The sequence below is a fragment of the Paraburkholderia silvatlantica genome, assembly GCF_003096715.1.
GTDB lineage: Bacteria > Pseudomonadota > Gammaproteobacteria > Burkholderiales > Burkholderiaceae > Paraburkholderia > Paraburkholderia silvatlantica.
The window spans coordinates 243,633-258,694 of record NZ_QEOL01000006.1 but is presented as its reverse complement, the minus strand read 5'-3'; the positions used below and the strand labels follow the sequence as shown (position 1 = coordinate 258,694).

Annotated in this window: 14 protein-coding genes; 7 read left to right on the top strand and 7 right to left on the bottom strand. The window is 61.4% G+C overall.

The annotated features are described in order from the left end of the window. Positions 1 to 2 precede the first annotated feature (2 nt). On the top strand, positions 3 to 380 hold the full coding sequence (locus tag C7411_RS11140) for a hypothetical protein (RefSeq protein ID WP_165822780.1): 378 nt from the start codon (positions 3 to 5) through the stop codon (positions 378 to 380). 257 nt (positions 381 to 637) lie between these two features. On the opposite strand, the gene C7411_RS11135 is transcribed toward C7411_RS11140, so the two are convergent. Then, positions 638 to 835, bottom strand: coding sequence for a hypothetical protein (locus tag C7411_RS11135; protein WP_028205977.1), 198 nt, complete (start codon positions 833 to 835; stop codon positions 638 to 640). 630 nt (positions 836 to 1,465) lie between these two features. Here C7411_RS11135 and C7411_RS11125 point away from each other — a divergent pair. Continuing rightward, positions 1,466 to 2,299, top strand: coding sequence for a ferritin-like domain-containing protein (locus tag C7411_RS11125; RefSeq protein WP_309147578.1), 834 nt, complete (start codon positions 1,466 to 1,468; stop codon positions 2,297 to 2,299). 66 nt (positions 2,300 to 2,365) lie between these two features. Here the strand turns inward: C7411_RS11125 and C7411_RS11120 are convergent, their stop codons facing one another. The 4 genes from C7411_RS11120 to C7411_RS11105 form a co-directional block, all read right to left on the bottom strand. Continuing rightward, the gene (locus C7411_RS11120; RefSeq protein ID WP_110384361.1) at positions 2,366 to 4,054 is read right to left on the bottom strand and encodes a DEAD/DEAH box helicase; all 1,689 of its coding nucleotides are present in this window, start codon (positions 4,052 to 4,054) and stop codon (positions 2,366 to 2,368) included. 256 nt (positions 4,055 to 4,310) lie between these two features. Beyond that, on the bottom strand, positions 4,311 to 4,931 hold the full coding sequence (gene trhA / locus C7411_RS11115; protein WP_110384360.1) for a PAQR family membrane homeostasis protein TrhA: 621 nt from the start codon (positions 4,929 to 4,931) through the stop codon (positions 4,311 to 4,313). 218 nt (positions 4,932 to 5,149) lie between these two features. Next, positions 5,150 to 6,445 carry a c-type cytochrome gene (locus C7411_RS11110; protein ID WP_110384359.1) on the bottom strand — a complete coding sequence of 432 codons (1,296 nt, stop codon included), beginning with the start codon at positions 6,443 to 6,445 and terminating at the stop codon, positions 5,150 to 5,152. Positions 6,446 to 6,467: 22 nt separating this feature from the next. Further along, on the bottom strand, positions 6,468 to 7,235 hold the full coding sequence (locus C7411_RS11105) for a c-type cytochrome (protein WP_110384358.1): 768 nt from the start codon (positions 7,233 to 7,235) through the stop codon (positions 6,468 to 6,470). Between the two features lie 610 nt (positions 7,236 to 7,845). On the opposite strand from C7411_RS11105, the gene C7411_RS11100 reads away from it, so the two are divergent. After that, positions 7,846 to 8,772 carry a copper resistance D family protein gene (locus C7411_RS11100; RefSeq protein ID WP_110384357.1) on the top strand — a complete coding sequence of 309 codons (927 nt, stop codon included), beginning with the start codon at positions 7,846 to 7,848 and terminating at the stop codon, positions 8,770 to 8,772. A gap of 17 nt (positions 8,773 to 8,789) precedes the next feature. Here the strand turns inward: C7411_RS11100 and C7411_RS11095 are convergent, their stop codons facing one another. Both C7411_RS11095 and dgoD read right to left on the bottom strand, forming a co-directional pair. Continuing rightward, positions 8,790 to 9,089, bottom strand: coding sequence for a hypothetical protein (locus C7411_RS11095; protein ID WP_110384356.1), 300 nt, complete (start codon positions 9,087 to 9,089; stop codon positions 8,790 to 8,792). 283 nt (positions 9,090 to 9,372) lie between these two features. Next, positions 9,373 to 10,521 (bottom strand): galactonate dehydratase, encoded by a 1,149-nt coding sequence (dgoD, locus tag C7411_RS11090; RefSeq protein WP_110384355.1) that lies wholly within the window; start codon positions 10,519 to 10,521, stop codon positions 9,373 to 9,375. Between the two features lie 114 nt (positions 10,522 to 10,635). Between dgoD and C7411_RS11085 the strand changes: the two genes are divergently transcribed. The 4 genes from C7411_RS11085 (at position 10,636) to C7411_RS11070 (ending at position 14,964) form a co-directional block, all read left to right on the top strand. Beyond that, positions 10,636 to 11,349, top strand: a complete 714-nt coding sequence (locus C7411_RS11085; protein ID WP_243413123.1) for a FadR/GntR family transcriptional regulator — start codon at positions 10,636 to 10,638, stop codon at positions 11,347 to 11,349. Between the two features lie 679 nt (positions 11,350 to 12,028). Further along, positions 12,029 to 12,400: a hypothetical protein gene (locus C7411_RS11080; protein ID WP_133253638.1), complete on the top strand. Its 372-nt coding sequence runs from the start codon at positions 12,029 to 12,031 to the stop codon at positions 12,398 to 12,400. A gap of 184 nt (positions 12,401 to 12,584) precedes the next feature. Further along, entirely contained in the window at positions 12,585 to 14,315 is a 1,731-nt protein-coding gene (locus tag C7411_RS11075) for an ATP-binding protein (protein ID WP_110384352.1), read from the top strand. Further along, on the top strand, positions 14,281 to 14,964 hold the full coding sequence (locus C7411_RS11070) for a response regulator transcription factor (protein ID WP_110384351.1): 684 nt from the start codon (positions 14,281 to 14,283) through the stop codon (positions 14,962 to 14,964). The genes C7411_RS11075 and C7411_RS11070 overlap by 35 nt, the downstream gene beginning before the upstream one ends. Positions 14,965 to 15,062 lie beyond the last annotated feature (98 nt).

Genomic DNA, 15,062 nt, shown 5'->3' with positions numbered 1-15,062 from the left:
TCATGCGTGCAATTGCAATGATCGGTGCGGCCGTGCTGCTCGCGGGGTGCGTGGGCGCGCCGCCGGGCCCGGAGGGCGGGGGGCGCGCGCCCTCGCTCGCCGCTTTGCAGCAGATGTGCGGCGGCCAGGCGGTCGATTTCGGTGCGTACGCGCCGGGCGTCTACGCGGCCATTTTCGACGCGTGGGTCGCCAATCGGCGCGGCAGGCTCCCCCAGGACCAGTTTTGCGGCTTCCAGGCCCAGCTCGCGCAGCAATACACCGCGCTCGGCAAGAGCGGCAATGGCGAGGCGCGGGGTGAATGGGTGAATTTCCTCAACGCGCAGCGCGCGCAGGCGCTGAGCTGGCGCGCAGCGGCCGACCCCACGCTGCGAGCCGGGTAGGCGACCAGGCGATTCGTGCCGCGGCAGGGTGCGCGCCTGTGCGCGCGCAAGGAGGCATGCGTAAAAAAATGGTCACGCGGGCATGAAGCGCGCGGGTCCGCGTGACCATGCACTGCAGGCGCGTACGTCTACTGCCGTGCGCCTGCATCGGGGACGTGCCCGACAAGTCGGGCTGGCGGACGATCCATGCGTCCGCGCAAATCGAAAAAGGGCAATGGAGCCTGTGGCTGCGCGGGCACTCGGTCCGCGGAATCAGGCTACGAACATCGTTTGATGGCGCGTAACGCAGAATCGCCGATTTCGGTTAGTCGCCATTGCTGAAGGCCGGATGCAAGGCGCTCCAGTTGGACGAGCTGTCGTTCGAGCAAGGCGTCCAGTTCTTCTCGCTCCATGTCGAGCTGGTTGGGGGCGTCCTGTACTAGCAGCAGGGTGGCGAATTCATGCGGACTCAGCATCGTTCTCTCCGTGTTGCCGCATCAGAGGTCGCCGGTTGCGGCCCGCGGGGCGGCGCAGCGACAGGAATGCGGTGGTGTGAGCGAAAGCCTGCGACCGGGGAGAATCGACTGGCCGGTGGGACCGGCCGTCCGGACCGCCTGTGCGCGGCCAAAACGGCATCCAGCCCGGGATCTACCTCGGGGAACTGGAGTGTAGTCAACGCCGCTGCGTTGTACAAACCACGCCCCGAAAATTTTCCCTTTGACATTCGAGCCCGCAGAGAGCGGTGGTGCGAGCCGCCCAGATTCGCGAAATCACTTGAAGTTCGTACCGCACCGCGGCACGCAGCGAGCGCGTTCGCTTCAATACGCTGCGCATCAAAACACGGTATGCCCGCGGGTATTCCGTTTGCGCCTCGGCAAGAGATCGTTACATGACGTAATCCGGAGAGGTCGCGCATTCCCGGAACTGTGGCAACCGGGCCCGGTCTGTGCTTTGTGACTGCAGCTATGCGAAAGTACAGCTAAGATGGAAATAGGGATGGCTTGTAACGTTCGCCGCGCGTGACTGGCGCAGTTCGCCGGGCCTCGGGCTTCCGGCCGGGCGCCGCGCGTCGTGGGCGTAAAACGCCACTTCGGGAGTAGGACACAATGCGTAACGACAATGAGCCTCGCCATGTGATGCCCTGGCGCATCGAAGACATCGATCTCACACGTATCGACCGTGAACGTGCCGCCGCCAACGAAGACCTGATGTTGCTCCTCGCCGCCTCTTCGTTCATTGAAAGCGGTTCCGACCTTTACACGAGCAACCTGAACGTGTTCTTCAACGGCGACCCCGAGGTCTCCGAATGGCTCAACCGCGAATGGGAGCCCGAGGAGCTTCAGCATGGGCGCGCGCTGAAGACGTACATCCAGTACGTGTGGCCCGAGTTCGACTGGGACGCGGCGTTTCAGACCTTCATCGAAGAGTATTCGAAGACCTGTTCGTTCGAGGAGTTCGAGAAAACGCGAGCACTCGAAATGGTCGCGCGCTGCGTCGTCGAAACCGGCACCGCCACGCTCTACCGCGCGATCAGCGAATGTTCGGATGAGCCCGTGCTCAAGGAAATCACCGACAACATTCGCAGCGACGAAGTACGCCACTACAAGCACTTTTTCAGCTACTTCAAGAAGTACAACCAGATAGAAGGGCACGGGCGTCTCGCCGTGCTCGGCGCGCTCATGCGCCGCGTGATGGAAATCAAGAACGAGGATTCCGAGATCGCGCTGCGCCACGTGTACGCGGGCCGCTACCCCGAGCGCGTGCGCGACGAGGCCTATAGCCGCGAACTCACCGCGCGCGTGAACAAGCTGGTGCGCCACAATCTTTCCGCCGACATGTGCGTAAAGATGCTGCTCAAGCCGCTCAACCTGCCCGCGAAGATCCGGCCCGGCGTGCACTATCCGCTCGCGAAGATCACGCAACACGTCTTCTTCCGCTAGGACATCATCGGCCCGCGAAAACAAAAAGCCCGCTGGAGCGGGCTTTTTCGTTTCTGGACGCGAAGATCAGCGATCGCGCTGGCCGTTGCCGTCGCGACGCGAATTGCCGCCTGGGCGGCCGCCGAGCAGTGCGCCCGGGTTGCCTTGCGGCTTGCGTTGTTGCGGGCGGCCCAGTGCGCTCTCGTGCGAAACGCCGCGCTGGCTTTCGCGACGCGTATGCTCGCCGCGCGCGCCTTGTGCGCCGTGATTGGCGCCTTGCTGCTTCACGGGCTTGGCGGTGCGCACGCCGCTGCCGTTCGAGGCCGGCTTGGCCGGGCGCTGGCCGCCGTTGCCGCCACCGTTGGCTGCATGCGCGCGGTTGCTGTCACGGCCGCCTTCCCGGTTGCCTTCGCGACTACCGCCGCGCGGCTCACGCGGCTCACGCGGTTCACGCGGTTCACGCGGTTCACGCGGTTCACGCGGTTCACGCGGTTCGCGCGGTTCGCGCGCCTGCGCGGGGCGGCCGCCATTCGCGCCATTTGCGCCATTCGACGCACCGCGGCCCTGGCCTTGCCCCTGGCGCGGCGAGCGGCCTTGTGGCTGGCTGCGGCGCTGGATCGGCTCAGGCTTCGCGTTCGGGTCCGGCTCGAAGCCCGCAATGACCTCCTGGGGCACCGCGCGCTTGATGAGCTTCTCGATGTCCTTGAGCAGTTGATGCTCGTCCACGCACACGAGCGACACGGCTTCACCCGTCGCGCCCGCGCGGCCGGTGCGGCCGATGCGGTGCACGTAGTCCTCGGGCACGTTCGGCAGATCGTAGTTGACGACATGCGGAAGCTGATCGATATCGATCCCGCGCGCGGCGATGTCGGTGGCGACGAGCACCTGGAGCGTGCCGTCCTTGAACTCGCTCAAGGCGCGCGTGCGTGCCGACTGGCTCTTGTTGCCGTGAATCGCGAGGGCACTGATGCCGTCCTTCGTGAGCTGTTCGGCGAGGCGGTTCGCGCCGTGCTTGGTGCGCGTGAACACAAGCACCTGAAACCAGTTGTGCTGGCGGATCAGATGCGTGAGCAGGTCGCGCTTGCGGTCGCGGTCGACGGGGTGGATCTTCTGCGCCACGGTTTCGGCCGTGGTATTGCGGCGCGCGACTTCGATGAGCGCGGGCGAGTCGAGCAGGCTGTCGGCGAGCGCCTTGATCTCATCGGCGAAGGTGGCCGAGAAGAGCAGGTTCTGGCGCTTGGGCGGGAGCTTCGCGAGCACGCGCTTGATGTCGTGGATGAAGCCCATGTCGAGCATGCGGTCGGCTTCGTCGAGCACGAGAATTTCGAGCTGCGAAAGATCGATCGTCTTTTGCTGCATGTGATCGAGCAGGCGACCCGGCGTCGCGACCACGATATCCACGCCGCGCCTGAGCGCGTCGATCTGCGGATGGATGCCGACGCCGCCGAACATCACTGTGGACTTGAGCTTCAGATACTTGCCATAGGCGCGCACGCTCTCTTCGACCTGCGCGGCGAGCTCGCGCGTGGGCGTGAGGATCAGCGCGCGCACCACGCGTTTGCCACCCGCTGCCGGCGGCATGTCCGTCAAGCGTTGCAGGATCGGCAGCGTGAAGCCAGCGGTTTTGCCGGTGCCGGTTTGCGCGCCGGCGAGCAGGTCGCCGCCGCCGAGCACGGCGGGAATCGCTTGCGCCTGGATAGGCGTGGGCGTGCTGTATCCCAGTTCGTTGACTGCGCGGACGAGCGGTTCGGACAAGCCGAGAGAATCGAAAGACATAAACACCTGTTGTATTGCAGTAGCGCGGGCGTCGCTTCGCGGCCCGAAGGCGCGCTGCGCAGCCAGGCGGTGTTGCCGGGTTCGAATGCGCCCGGTGAAGCCGCCTTTTCGCGTTGTTCGGACGGCGCGCCAGTGCGCGCGCCGCGTTTTTTCTTCATGGAACGGACGGCTCTATCGAGACCCGTCGTCTGGCGTCAAGTTGCATCGTGCAGCCGCGGACACTGCGGCGGCCATACGATGTCTTCGCATTGACGCGTCACGCGACGTAGCGCGCGACGCTCACGAATTGACAGACGCTCCCGGCGAGCACGAACAGATGCCAGATTCCATGTCCGTGCCGGATGCGCTCGTCATTGACGAAAAAATAAATACCGGCGCTGTAAATGACGCCACCGGCCAGCAGCCACGCCGTGCCCGCGGCCGGCAAGGCTTCGACGAGCGGGCGAACCGCCACCACCGCGAGCCAGCCCATCACCACGTAGAGCACCATCGAAAGTGCTCTCGTGCGCCGCCCGAGCGTGAGTTCCTGAACGATGCCAAGGACCGCGAGCCCCCAGCTCACGCCGAAGAGCGACCAGCCCCAGGGCCCACGCAGCGTCACCAGCGTGAACGGAGTATAGCTGCCCGCGATGAGCAGATAGATCGCGGCATGGTCGCACTTTTGCAGCACTGCTTTCACGCGGATGCCGCGCACGCCGTGATACAGCGTCGAGATCGTGTACAGCGCGCACAACATCGCCCCGTATACCGCAAAGCTCACGACCTTCCAGGCATCGTGATCCAGCGCCGCGAGCGTCACGAGCGAGACGAGCCCCGCTACCGACAACATCGCGCCCACGAGGTGAGTAATGCTGTTCAGACGCTCACCGGCGTGCATGACGACCACTCCTTGTTCTTCTTGAGCGCAACGCGCGCTGGCGGAAGCGTGTTCCGCCGCTGTGCGGCGCCGTGCTCGAGCGCAGCGTTCAAAACCAGGCCTGACGGGCCACGGAGCCGTTTTCACCATACGGCCCCGGCGCCAAATAGCGAAGGGCGCAGCCCGCGCGTTCGCGGACTGCGCCCTTATCAGGCAACCGCCACTATAACAAAGGAGCGTCAGTCGAGCGGAGACGAGCGCAGGTCTGCGACTTGCTGCGGGGACACCGGCGTGCCCTTGTTGCCCCAGGACATGCGGATGAACGTTACCACCGCCGCAACCTCCTGGTTCGAGAGCGACTGCGCGAACGGCGGCATGCCGTACGGGCGCGGATTGCCCCCCGTGCTCGGCGGATAGCCGCCGTTGAGCACCATGCGGATCGGGTTCACGGCCGAATGCATCTGGATCGACTGGTTGTTCGCAAGCGGCGGGAAGTTCGGCGGCATGCCGAGACCGTTCTCCGCGTGGCACTTCGCACACTGGTCATGGTAGATCTTCTGACCTTGCTGCAAGAGTTCGCCGCCGAACGCTTCGGACGTCTCCATCTGCATCGTTTCGGGCGCTTCCTTCTTCTGCGGGATGGTCTTGAGGTACGAGGCCATCGCGTGGATGTCGTCATCCGAGAGGTATTGCAGGCTGTTGTGGATCACATCCGCCATCGGGCCGAACACGGCGCCGCGCTCGGAAACGCCGGTCTTCAGGATGCTCGCGATGTCCTTGATGTCCCAGTCGCCGAGGCCGCCTTCGCTCGACGTGAGCGAAGGCGCGTACCAGTTCTGCAGCGGGATCAGGCCGCCCGCGAAGGCCGCCGAGTTGACCGGGCCGCCCACCGCGTTGATGGACGTGTGGCACATGCCGCAGTGGCCGAGGCCTTCCACGAGATATGCGCCGCGGTTCCATTCGACCGACTTGGTCGGATCGGGCTTGTATTCGCCCTCGCGGAAGAACAGCGTGCGCCAGCCGATCAGCAGGTTGCGGTTGTTGAACGGGAACTTGAGTTCGTGCGGGCGGCTGGGCACGTTGACCGGCGGGACCGAGCGCAAATAGGCGAAGATCGCGTCGGCGTCGGCGCGCGTGACCTTGGTGTAGCTCGCGAACGGGAACGCCGGATAGAGCAGGCTGCCGTCCTTCGAGCGGCCCGTGTGCATGGCGCGATAGAAGTCGTCGGCGCTCCACTTGCCGATGCCGTACTGGTCGTCGGGCGTGATGTTGGGCGTGTAGAGCGTGCCGAACGGCGTGGCCATCGGCAGGCCGCCCGCGAACATCTGGCCGCCGCGCACGGTGTGGCAGGCGATACAGTCGCCGGCGCGCGCGAGGTACTCGCCCTTCTTGATGAGATCGGCCTGGTCGACGGGCGTTGCGGCCTGCGCGGCGCCATTGTGCAGATAGTGGGTGCCCGACCAGAGCACCGGTACGAGGGCCGCGGCGGCGGCCACGATGACGGCGGAAAGTGCGAACAGGGACTTGCGGTTCATATTGGCTGTCTCCCCCGGCGCCTTACTGCGGTTCGCTGCCGCAGGCAAGCGGCGTCTTGAGTGAGCCAGCCGGCGCCGGCACGGGGTTCTGCGGCGCGCTCTGCGTGGAGAGCCAGGCCGCAACCGCGTTCACGTCTTCGTCGGTGAGACGCGTGGCGATCTCATGCATGCAGTCGGGCGCCTTCGCATGGCGCGAGCCCGAGCGCCATGCGCCGATCTGCGCGCTGATGTAATCCATGTGCAGGCCGACCAGACCCGGAATGGCCGGCTCCATGCCGGTAAGCTTCGCACCGTGGCAGGCCGCGCAGGCAGGCACCTGCCTGGCCGTGTCGCCGTGCAGGACGATCTGCTGACCGCGCGCGAGCGTGTCGCTGCCGACCGAAGGTTTCGCGGGCGGCGGGTAGGGCGGCCGCTGCTGCGAGAAGAACGTCGCGATCTCGTGCAGGTAGTCGTCGGAGAGATAGGTGACCAGATAATTCATCGGGGGGTACTTGCGGCGCCCCTCGCGGAAGTTCATTAGCTGGTTGAACAGGTACTCGGCCGGTTTGCCGGCGAGACGCGGGAAATAGTCGTTGTCGGTGCCCTGCCCATGCGCGCCGTGGCACGCGGTGCAGCCCTGCACGCGTGCGGCGATCGTGTCGGGGGCTTTGGGCTGCGGCGCGGAGGCCGCCGTCTGGGCATGTGCCGCGCTGAGAACGCCGGTCGTCCCGAGCAAAAGTGCTGCTGCCAAAGGCGCGACGAGCGGAATGAGTGGCCGGAAGATACGTCTTGGGGACACGCGTAACTCCATCTTTATCGTGGACCTGACCAGGCTTCGAACGGCCCGGCTTCCAGGCTGCGCGCGATGAAAACAGAAGACCGGGCGCGCTGCGGCGACGCAGCAGATTCTAGCATCGGGAACTCATAGTGACCATTTGCCACATGCGCCACAAGCGCTCTCCGATGCGTTCGAGGCGCCACCGCGACAGGCTTGCGGCCGATCGTCGCGTCGGTGCCGGTTATGATTCTGCACCTGTTCGCCGATCGGTGACACGGGGTTGTCCCGCACCCGCGCCACACTCGGCGAGCCGTTTGCTGCTGGGCGCATGCATGACCTGATGCCGGGCGCATGCCGCCGCCGCTTGCGCTCTCGTGCGCCGGCTCGATGCTCGCGCATGCAATGCGCGTCGACGCCGCATCGAGCCGGCATTGAACCGAACGGCGCGGCGGCTATCGAAGCAGGCACCCTGGCGGGACGCGCGAGGTGAAGCGTCTGCGTGCTGCTGTTGCCGTTTTCATGTTGTTTCCTTGCCACTTGTCTCGATGATTCCAATTGCACTTTCCCTATCGTTGCATCAAGCCGACCGATCCACTTCGCGCGCAGTCCGTGCGACCCGCGCCACGCGGGAGGGCGAGGTCCGATGAAAGCTGACTGGCTCTGGATCGGGCAGGTCGCCATGGCGGCCATGGTCAACATTGCCTACGCGTTCGCGCTCGGCTCGGCGTTCTACAGCGCGTGGCTCGACAAGGACGGCCGCACGGCCGTCGCGCCCGCACGCCTCGCATGGCTGCGTGCGCAACGCTCGCTGCGCGCCTCGGCATTCGTGCTCGTCGCCGCGCTCATCATGTGGATGCTGTACGAGAGCGCGTCGGTCAGCGGCGAGTCGTTGCCCAGCGCGTTCGGCGTGGTCGGCACGGTGCTCTCGCAAACGCACGTCGGCCACGCGTGGACCGTCGCGTTCGTCGGCGCGCTCGTGCTGCTCGGCTGCGCGTTCGCGCCTTCGAGCATGGCGCGCGACGGCGTACTGTGGCTTGCGCTCGTCGCCGTCGCCGCGGGGCGCGCGGGGCTCGGCCATGCCGCCGATGCGGGCTTCGCCTCGGCCGCGCTCGGGCTGCATACCCTCCATTTGCTCAGCGCGAGCGCGTGGAGCGGCATCGTCATGGCGGGGGGACTTGCCGTGCTGCCGGCGCTCGGCGCATCGACGGCACGCGGCGTGCTGATCCGCACCGCGGGCCAGATTTCGAACGTGGCGTTCTTCGCGGTGGGCTTCGTGATCGCGACGGGCGTGTTCGACGCGCTGCGCGGCAGCGGCGGCTCGATCGACGCCATCGTCGGCAGCACGTGGGGCCGCGTGCTGATGCTCAAGGCTGTGCTCGTTGCGCTCGCGCTGGCGATGGGCGGCTTCAACCGGCTCGTGGCGATGCCCGAGTTGCGGCGCGCGGCGTCGACAGCGGCGGCGCGCCGTTTCGTCAACGTGATCCATCTCGAAGCGATCGTGATGATCGGCGTGCTCGTGACCGCGGCCGCGCTTGCGCACAGCGTGCCGGCCTACGTGTTGCAGGGTTGAAACGTCGTCGCTGCACCTTATTCGTAGCCGAGCCGGTGACTCAGGATCGGTGTGAAGAAGAGGGCGAGGGCGCAGCCCGTGGCATTGCCTTCGAGTTCCGCGAGCGCGGCCACGGACGTTGGATTGGCGATGAGCGCGATCAGTTGCGGCGCGCACCACAGCGCCGCGGCGCCGATCGCGGCGTACTCGACCCAGCGAATGCGCCAGCCGCGCGTGAAGGCGATGGCGGCGGCAAGCACGCGCAGGAAGCCGAAGGCGACGAGCGAGCCGACTGCGGCTTGTTCGCGGATCAGATAGTCGGGAAGCGACGCGTCCATGGAATCTTTTGCAACACCGAGGTTGGATTGCAAAGGATTCAGCAAGGAGCAGACCAGCGGGCGGCGCTTACTGGCGGCGCGTGCGTTCGATAAGGGCCGCGCCTTGCGCGGCGCGGCCCTCCATGAACTGGCTGTGTGCGCAAACGACATAAGCCGTGCGCGCGTCTCGCGAGCGCGCGCCCCATGGCGCGCAAAGCCGTGCGAAACGTTGCGTCGCCGAAACACGCGACGCCCGGCGCGTCACGATACGCTGCGCGGCGCGCGACCGGCGTTCATGTGCACATCACCATTCGGCGACGCTGCCGTCTTCGTGACGCCACACCGGATTGCGCCAGCGGTGACCGGTCCTGGCCATCTCGCGCACCTTCTCCTCGTTCACGTCGATGCCGAGACCCGGGCCCTGCGGAATCGAGACGAAGCCGTCTTCGTACTTGAAGACTTCGGGATTCCTGATGTAGTCGAGCAGATCGTTGCCCTTGTTGTAGTGGATGCCGAGGCTCTGCTCCTGGATGAATGCGTTGTAGCTCACCGCATCGATCTGCAGGCAGGTGGCGAGCGCGATGGGGCCGAGCGGGCAATGCAGCGCGAGTGCGACATCATAGGCTTCGGCCATCGCCGCGATCTTGCGGCACTCGGTGATGCCGCCCGCGTGCGAGGCGTCGGGCTGGATGATGTCCACGTAGCCGCCCGCGAGAATGTGCTTGAAATCCCAGCGCGAATACAGGCGTTCGCCCAGCGCGATCGGCGTGCTGGTCTGGTTGACGATGTCGCGCAGTGCTTCGACGTTCTCCGAGAGCACGGGCTCTTCGATGAACATCAGCTTGAACGGATCGAGTTCCTTCGCGAGCACCTTGGCCATGGGCTTGTGCACGCGGCCATGGAAGTCCACGCCGATGCCGACGTTCGGGCCCACGGCCTCGCGCACGGCCGCGACGTTGTTGATGACGCCCTGGACCTTGTCGAAGGTGTCGATGATCTGCAGTTCTTCCGAGCCGTTCATCTTCACGGCCTTGAAGCCGCGTTCGACCACGGCGCGCGCGTTGTTGGCGACGTCGCTCGGGCGGTCGCCGCCGATCCACGAATACACCTTGATCCTGTCGCGCACCTGGCCGCCGAGCAGCGCGTGCACGGGTACGCCATGATGCTTGCCCTTGATGTCCCAGAGCGCCTGATCGACGCCCGCAATGGCGCTCATCGAGATCGGGCCGCCGCGGTAGAAGCCCGCGCGATACATCACCTGCCAGTGGTCCTCGATGAGGAGCGGATCCTTGCCGATCAGATAGTCGGCAAGTTCATCGACGGCGGCGGCCACCGTATGCGCGCGCCCTTCGACGATCGGCTCGCCCCAGCCGACGATTCCCTCGTCCGTTTCGATCTTCAGAAAAAGCCAGCGCGGCGGGACGACGAAGGTTTCGAGCCTGGTGATTTTCATGCGGTGTCTCCATGATCTTAAGCGGTAGGGCGGCGCTCGCGCCACGCGCGAGCGGCAACGTCTTCAGGCGCACATGCTACTGCAAACTCGCCTTTAAGTGCTATTAATAGTATTATTTCACAACGCTTCCCAATATCCAGGAGAACGGCGATTCAACGCGATCTGCACGGCACCGTGGCCTACGAACTCGGCAGCGCGATCCTGCGCGGCGACTACCCGCCCGCGACGGTCCTGCCGCGCGAGGCCGAACTGATGGCCACGTTCGACGTGAGCCGCACGGTGCTGCGCGAGGCGCTGCGCACGCTCACCTCGAAAGGACTCGTGGAGTCGCGCCCGCGCGTGGGCACGCGGGTGCGGGCGCGCGAAGCGTGGAATCTGCTCGATGCCGACGTGCTCGACTGGTACGCGCGCGTGGCGCCGCCGCTCGCGTTCGCGCTCAAGCTGCAGGAAATGCGTGAGATGATCGAGCCGTTTGCGGCAGGGCTCGCCGCGAACGCGCGCGACGCCGATGCACTGGCTTCGATCGCCGCCGCGCACGAGGCCATGGCCGAGGCGCGCAATGTGGACGAATGGGTGCGCGCGGACCTGCGCTTTCATCTCGCAGTGCTCGGCGCTTGCCGCAACGAATTGCTGGTGCCGCTCGGCACGCTGATCGAGCGTACGCTCGAAGGCCAGTTGCGCGTGAATGCGAAGCGCGCCGACGTGTTCAACGCCGCGCTGCCCGACCATACCCTCGTGTATGACGCGATCGCGCAACGCGACGCCCATGCGGCGAGCCGCGCGATGGCAGCGCTGCTGCGCGTGACGCGCGAGCGCATCGAACGCTGAAGGGGTATGGCCGATGGGTGTCTTCGCAACGAGTCGCAGAAGGTGCGGTCGGACGCTGGGCCCGCGGAAATGAAGAAAGCCGCTGTCCTTGCGGAACAGCGGCTTTCTCTTTTGCAACTGGTGGCGAATCAGGGAATTTCCCCGATTGCCCTGTCTCACAGGCTGTTTCCTTGTAAATCAATGGGTTAGGCTGATTTTCGCCGGTCACAGACGTAGAGTTAGTGGTGGAGTAACTGTACCATCTGGCCCCGTTAATCGCAATCAAGATTCAGCTATCTGTATTTCGTGGCTGACTGGCTGTCGTGCGAAGCAGCGAGGAGACGTGGGAAGGAGTCGTCGGTGTGCCGCAGAACGGCCAGTAGCCGGGTATTCACCAATGATCGCAGTAGGCAAACTGATCCAATCTCGCCGATCTCTGGTTCGCAGGTTGGTGCCACTGGCGTAAGCTAGTGTGGTTCGTCAAATCTGTTCAAGGCCAACGCACGCCCATGGACAGCTAGACTGACCCATGCGTCAATGAAAAAATACCTCCATCAATTGCACGGGGAATTCTGTGTACAAGAAAAATCATCATCCCCATGAAACCCCTCTAGTGGTTCATGATTCTCAGGGAAAGAAGACGCGAAATCCGAATGAAATAACGATAAACCAGCATGTCATCCCGTGCAAGTGATGCACCTTGAAAAAGAATTGGGGTGCTGCGAAAGCACGAGTCAAGCAGTCATTCAGATCAAGCTTAGCCATTGCTTTTCTTGAAGCTTTTGCCAAGCACTGCAAGATTGAGTTTTCTTATGGTGTAGCCATGAGACTATCCGCAGAATTGGGAGCCGCGGTTTCATCCGCCTCGATCGCAAGGCATCTAGGACAATTCGATAAAAAAAAATCCGGTCGAAACAAGGCTGGCATCGAGCTAGAGCGGCTCGGCAAGGCTGAGCTTGCTGTGATGGTGGATGTGTACGGAAAGGCACTGGAAAAGCTAAATTTGACCTTTGGTATGAGTCAGCCAAGACAAGCTGAGAAAGAGGAAGTGAAGAAGGTCAGAAAGATTTGATGCACTTCAATACGCACAAAAAAAGCACCCTAAGGTGCTTTGAGCTACATACTGGAAGCACTTCGAAATGAAATTGATTTCACATAGCGCCGCATGATTTTTGTTTTAGATTGTTCACGGGTAGAGATAAATGCTACACTCAAACATCAATAGCAATAACATCAGATAACCTAAAAAATCGATTATGTTTAAACGTATCATCGATTTTCCTCTTGTTGTAACGCTAGTGCTTCTCTGCGCATTGCTCACGCTTACTCATCTGATAGTTCTTCAATTAGACGAACGAGCCGCATCTGCTACGCGTGATCGATTTAGCCGCTTTACGACTGACGCAAGCAACAAGATTGAAACCCAACTGCTGCGCTACATTGATATTCTGCCTGGCATGAGGGGATTGTGGGATGTAACCGGCTTTGCCACAAAAGAAGAGTTTCACGCATATGTCGAATCTCTTAATCTCAAGCAGCGATTTCCATCTTTAGTAACTCTTAATTTTTGTGACTATATTCAAACTAGCAAAACAAAGCAATACGAAGAATATGTAAGGAAAGAAGATTCGCGCCCCTACTTTAAGGTTTTCCCGACAAAAACCTCCAATGATCATAGGTTAGTGGTTCGCTTCATTGAACCCGTGAATAAAATTTATCTTGGGCGCGACATTGCGACGAACTTTTCCTTTGACGTAATTAAGACGACAATTCAAAAGCCTGAACCTTACACTTCAGGCGAGGCAATTCCTCAACTAGATGGTCACAAGGGAGCCGGGCTGGGTATCCGTCTAGCGTTTTACAGAGGAAAGGACGTCGTCGCTGCCGCTGACCGGGAATCTCGCTTCATTGGATCTAGCGGTCTCTTTGTGGATGTTCCGTCGCTGGTCCATGAAGCTGTACCTGGGCAAGACTGGAAGTTTTTGTCGCTTACATTGCGCACGCTTCCTAACGCAGGAGAAGCGGCAGATCCAGCTAGACGCCAACTATTTTCCTTTGCTGCCCCCAGTGCCGCAGATGAAAGCACAATACGGGAAGAGCGTTCGTTTACCGTCGCAGGTCGCCAGTTCGTACTTGATTTCGCAGCGCCAAAAAGCTATTTCAATGACCCTATCGGCAGCAACATCAGAGTAATTGGCTACCTTGCAGGTTCGGTTATCAGCTTTGCTGCTTGCACAATTTTGTATTTGCTATTGGCATCCCGAAAGCGCCTAGCATCAGAGGTCTCACGAAAAACTAAATCACTCGCCTCTACCCAAGGGCAAGTGTCAAAGCTTCTCGAAGAAAGGCTGCAAGCCGAGCAAGAAATCACGCGTCAAGGTGAGCAAGAGCGCCAACGAATTGGTCGAGAATTGCATGATGATTTGGGACAAAAACTAACCGGTGCGTCATTATTGCTAGGTAGCCTATCTCAAATGAAAGCAAGAGAGGGTGATCCGGAGCACGAGGTTGTGATTGAACGGGTGTCAGCGATCTTGGACGAGGGGATAAACGCGATTCGCACTTTGTCTCGCGGGCTAACCCCTTTCGACGGTTCGGTTCGAGATCTAGATGCAGCATTACGTGAACTGTGTTCAGAGGTTGGCAAACTCCTGCCCAACGGATGCCATCTCTCGAATGCCTATGATACTGAGCTTCTTACACCGGAAGCTTCGCTACACTTGTACCGCATTGTTCAAGAATCGGTTTCCAATGCACTTAGACATGGCCAAGCGACTCGCATCGATGTTAGCGTTGAAGACCAAAAAGGCGCTGTGCTGCTGCGCGTGCGTGACAATGGAGTTGGATTTTCCCCTGACATTGACATCAATGCATATAAGTCAACCGGTCTTGGACTACGAAGTATTCGTTCTCGCGCTCAGCTTCTTGGCATGAAGCTGCGGATTTTTAGAAATGGTGACGGTGGCACCACCCTTGAGATCAATTAGAAAGATGATAAAAACAATTGTCCTCATTGATGATCATCCGATTGTGCGCGAAGGTCTTGCAAACCTATTGAACGCAGTTGGTAGCTACAAAGTTGTGGGGGAATCTGGAACTGCACCAGAGGGACTTGAAGCTATTCGCGCTCTCAAGCCAGACGTAGCATTAGTTGACTTAATGCTCAACAACTCGCTGGCTCTGGGTCTCATTGAGCAATCCACACAAGAATGTCCCAACACCAAGGTTATCTGTGTATCAATGCACTCCGATGCTGCATATGCACAACCCGTCGCTCTTGCTGGCGCATCCGGCTACATCAACAAAGCAAATGCGAGCAAAACAATTCTTGATGCCATTGATGTTGTGCTCCGTGGAGAGCTTTACTTTCCCAAGGAAGTTCATCAAAATTTTCTCGACTCTGTGCGCGGCGTGAAATCAGCTAGCACGCAGCTTATGGCCCTGTCGTCTCGGGAAATCGAAATACTTCAGTGGATTGGGCACGGCTTAACAAAACATCAAATCGCAGAACGAATTAACCGTAGCGCCAATACGGTTGAAGCTCATCGCTCTAACATCAAACGAAAGCTCGGCTTGCAATCAAACGCTGAGCTAATTCGCTTTGCGGCTCTGAATTTACCATCCGCAAGCGTCTGAACTGCTTCACTTCACCACTCAGACACGCGATATAGCTTCCGGGTTGATGCACTTTAAACCCGCAAGCTATAGATAAAAAGCCATTTCCCCCGATACGA

Excerpts from the sequence above, each read along its gene's own strand:
- C7411_RS11100 (WP_110384357.1), top strand. The coding sequence starts at position 7,846 with ATGAAAGCTGACTGGCTCTGGATCGGGCAGGTCGCCATGGCGGCCATG.
- C7411_RS11095 (WP_110384356.1), bottom strand. The coding sequence starts at position 9,089 with ATGGACGCGTCGCTTCCCGACTATCTGATCCGCGAACAAGCCGCAGTC.
- dgoD (WP_110384355.1), bottom strand. The coding sequence starts at position 10,521 with ATGAAAATCACCAGGCTCGAAACCTTCGTCGTCCCGCCGCGCTGGCTT.
- C7411_RS11105 (WP_110384358.1), bottom strand. The coding sequence starts at position 7,235 with ATGGAGTTACGCGTGTCCCCAAGACGTATCTTCCGGCCACTCATTCCG.
- C7411_RS11070 (WP_110384351.1), top strand. The coding sequence starts at position 14,281 with ATGGTGACGGTGGCACCACCCTTGAGATCAATTAGAAAGATGATAAAA.
- C7411_RS11140 (WP_165822780.1), top strand. The coding sequence starts at position 3 with ATGCGTGCAATTGCAATGATCGGTGCGGCCGTGCTGCTCGCGGGGTGC.
- C7411_RS11135 (WP_028205977.1), bottom strand. The coding sequence starts at position 835 with ATGCTGAGTCCGCATGAATTCGCCACCCTGCTGCTAGTACAGGACGCC.
- C7411_RS11125 (WP_309147578.1), top strand. The coding sequence starts at position 1,466 with ATGCGTAACGACAATGAGCCTCGCCATGTGATGCCCTGGCGCATCGAA.
- trhA (WP_110384360.1), bottom strand. The coding sequence starts at position 4,931 with ATGCACGCCGGTGAGCGTCTGAACAGCATTACTCACCTCGTGGGCGCG.
- C7411_RS11075 (WP_110384352.1), top strand. The coding sequence starts at position 12,585 with ATGTTTAAACGTATCATCGATTTTCCTCTTGTTGTAACGCTAGTGCTT.
- C7411_RS11110 (WP_110384359.1), bottom strand. The coding sequence starts at position 6,445 with ATGAACCGCAAGTCCCTGTTCGCACTTTCCGCCGTCATCGTGGCCGCC.
- C7411_RS11120 (WP_110384361.1), bottom strand. The coding sequence starts at position 4,054 with ATGTCTTTCGATTCTCTCGGCTTGTCCGAACCGCTCGTCCGCGCAGTC.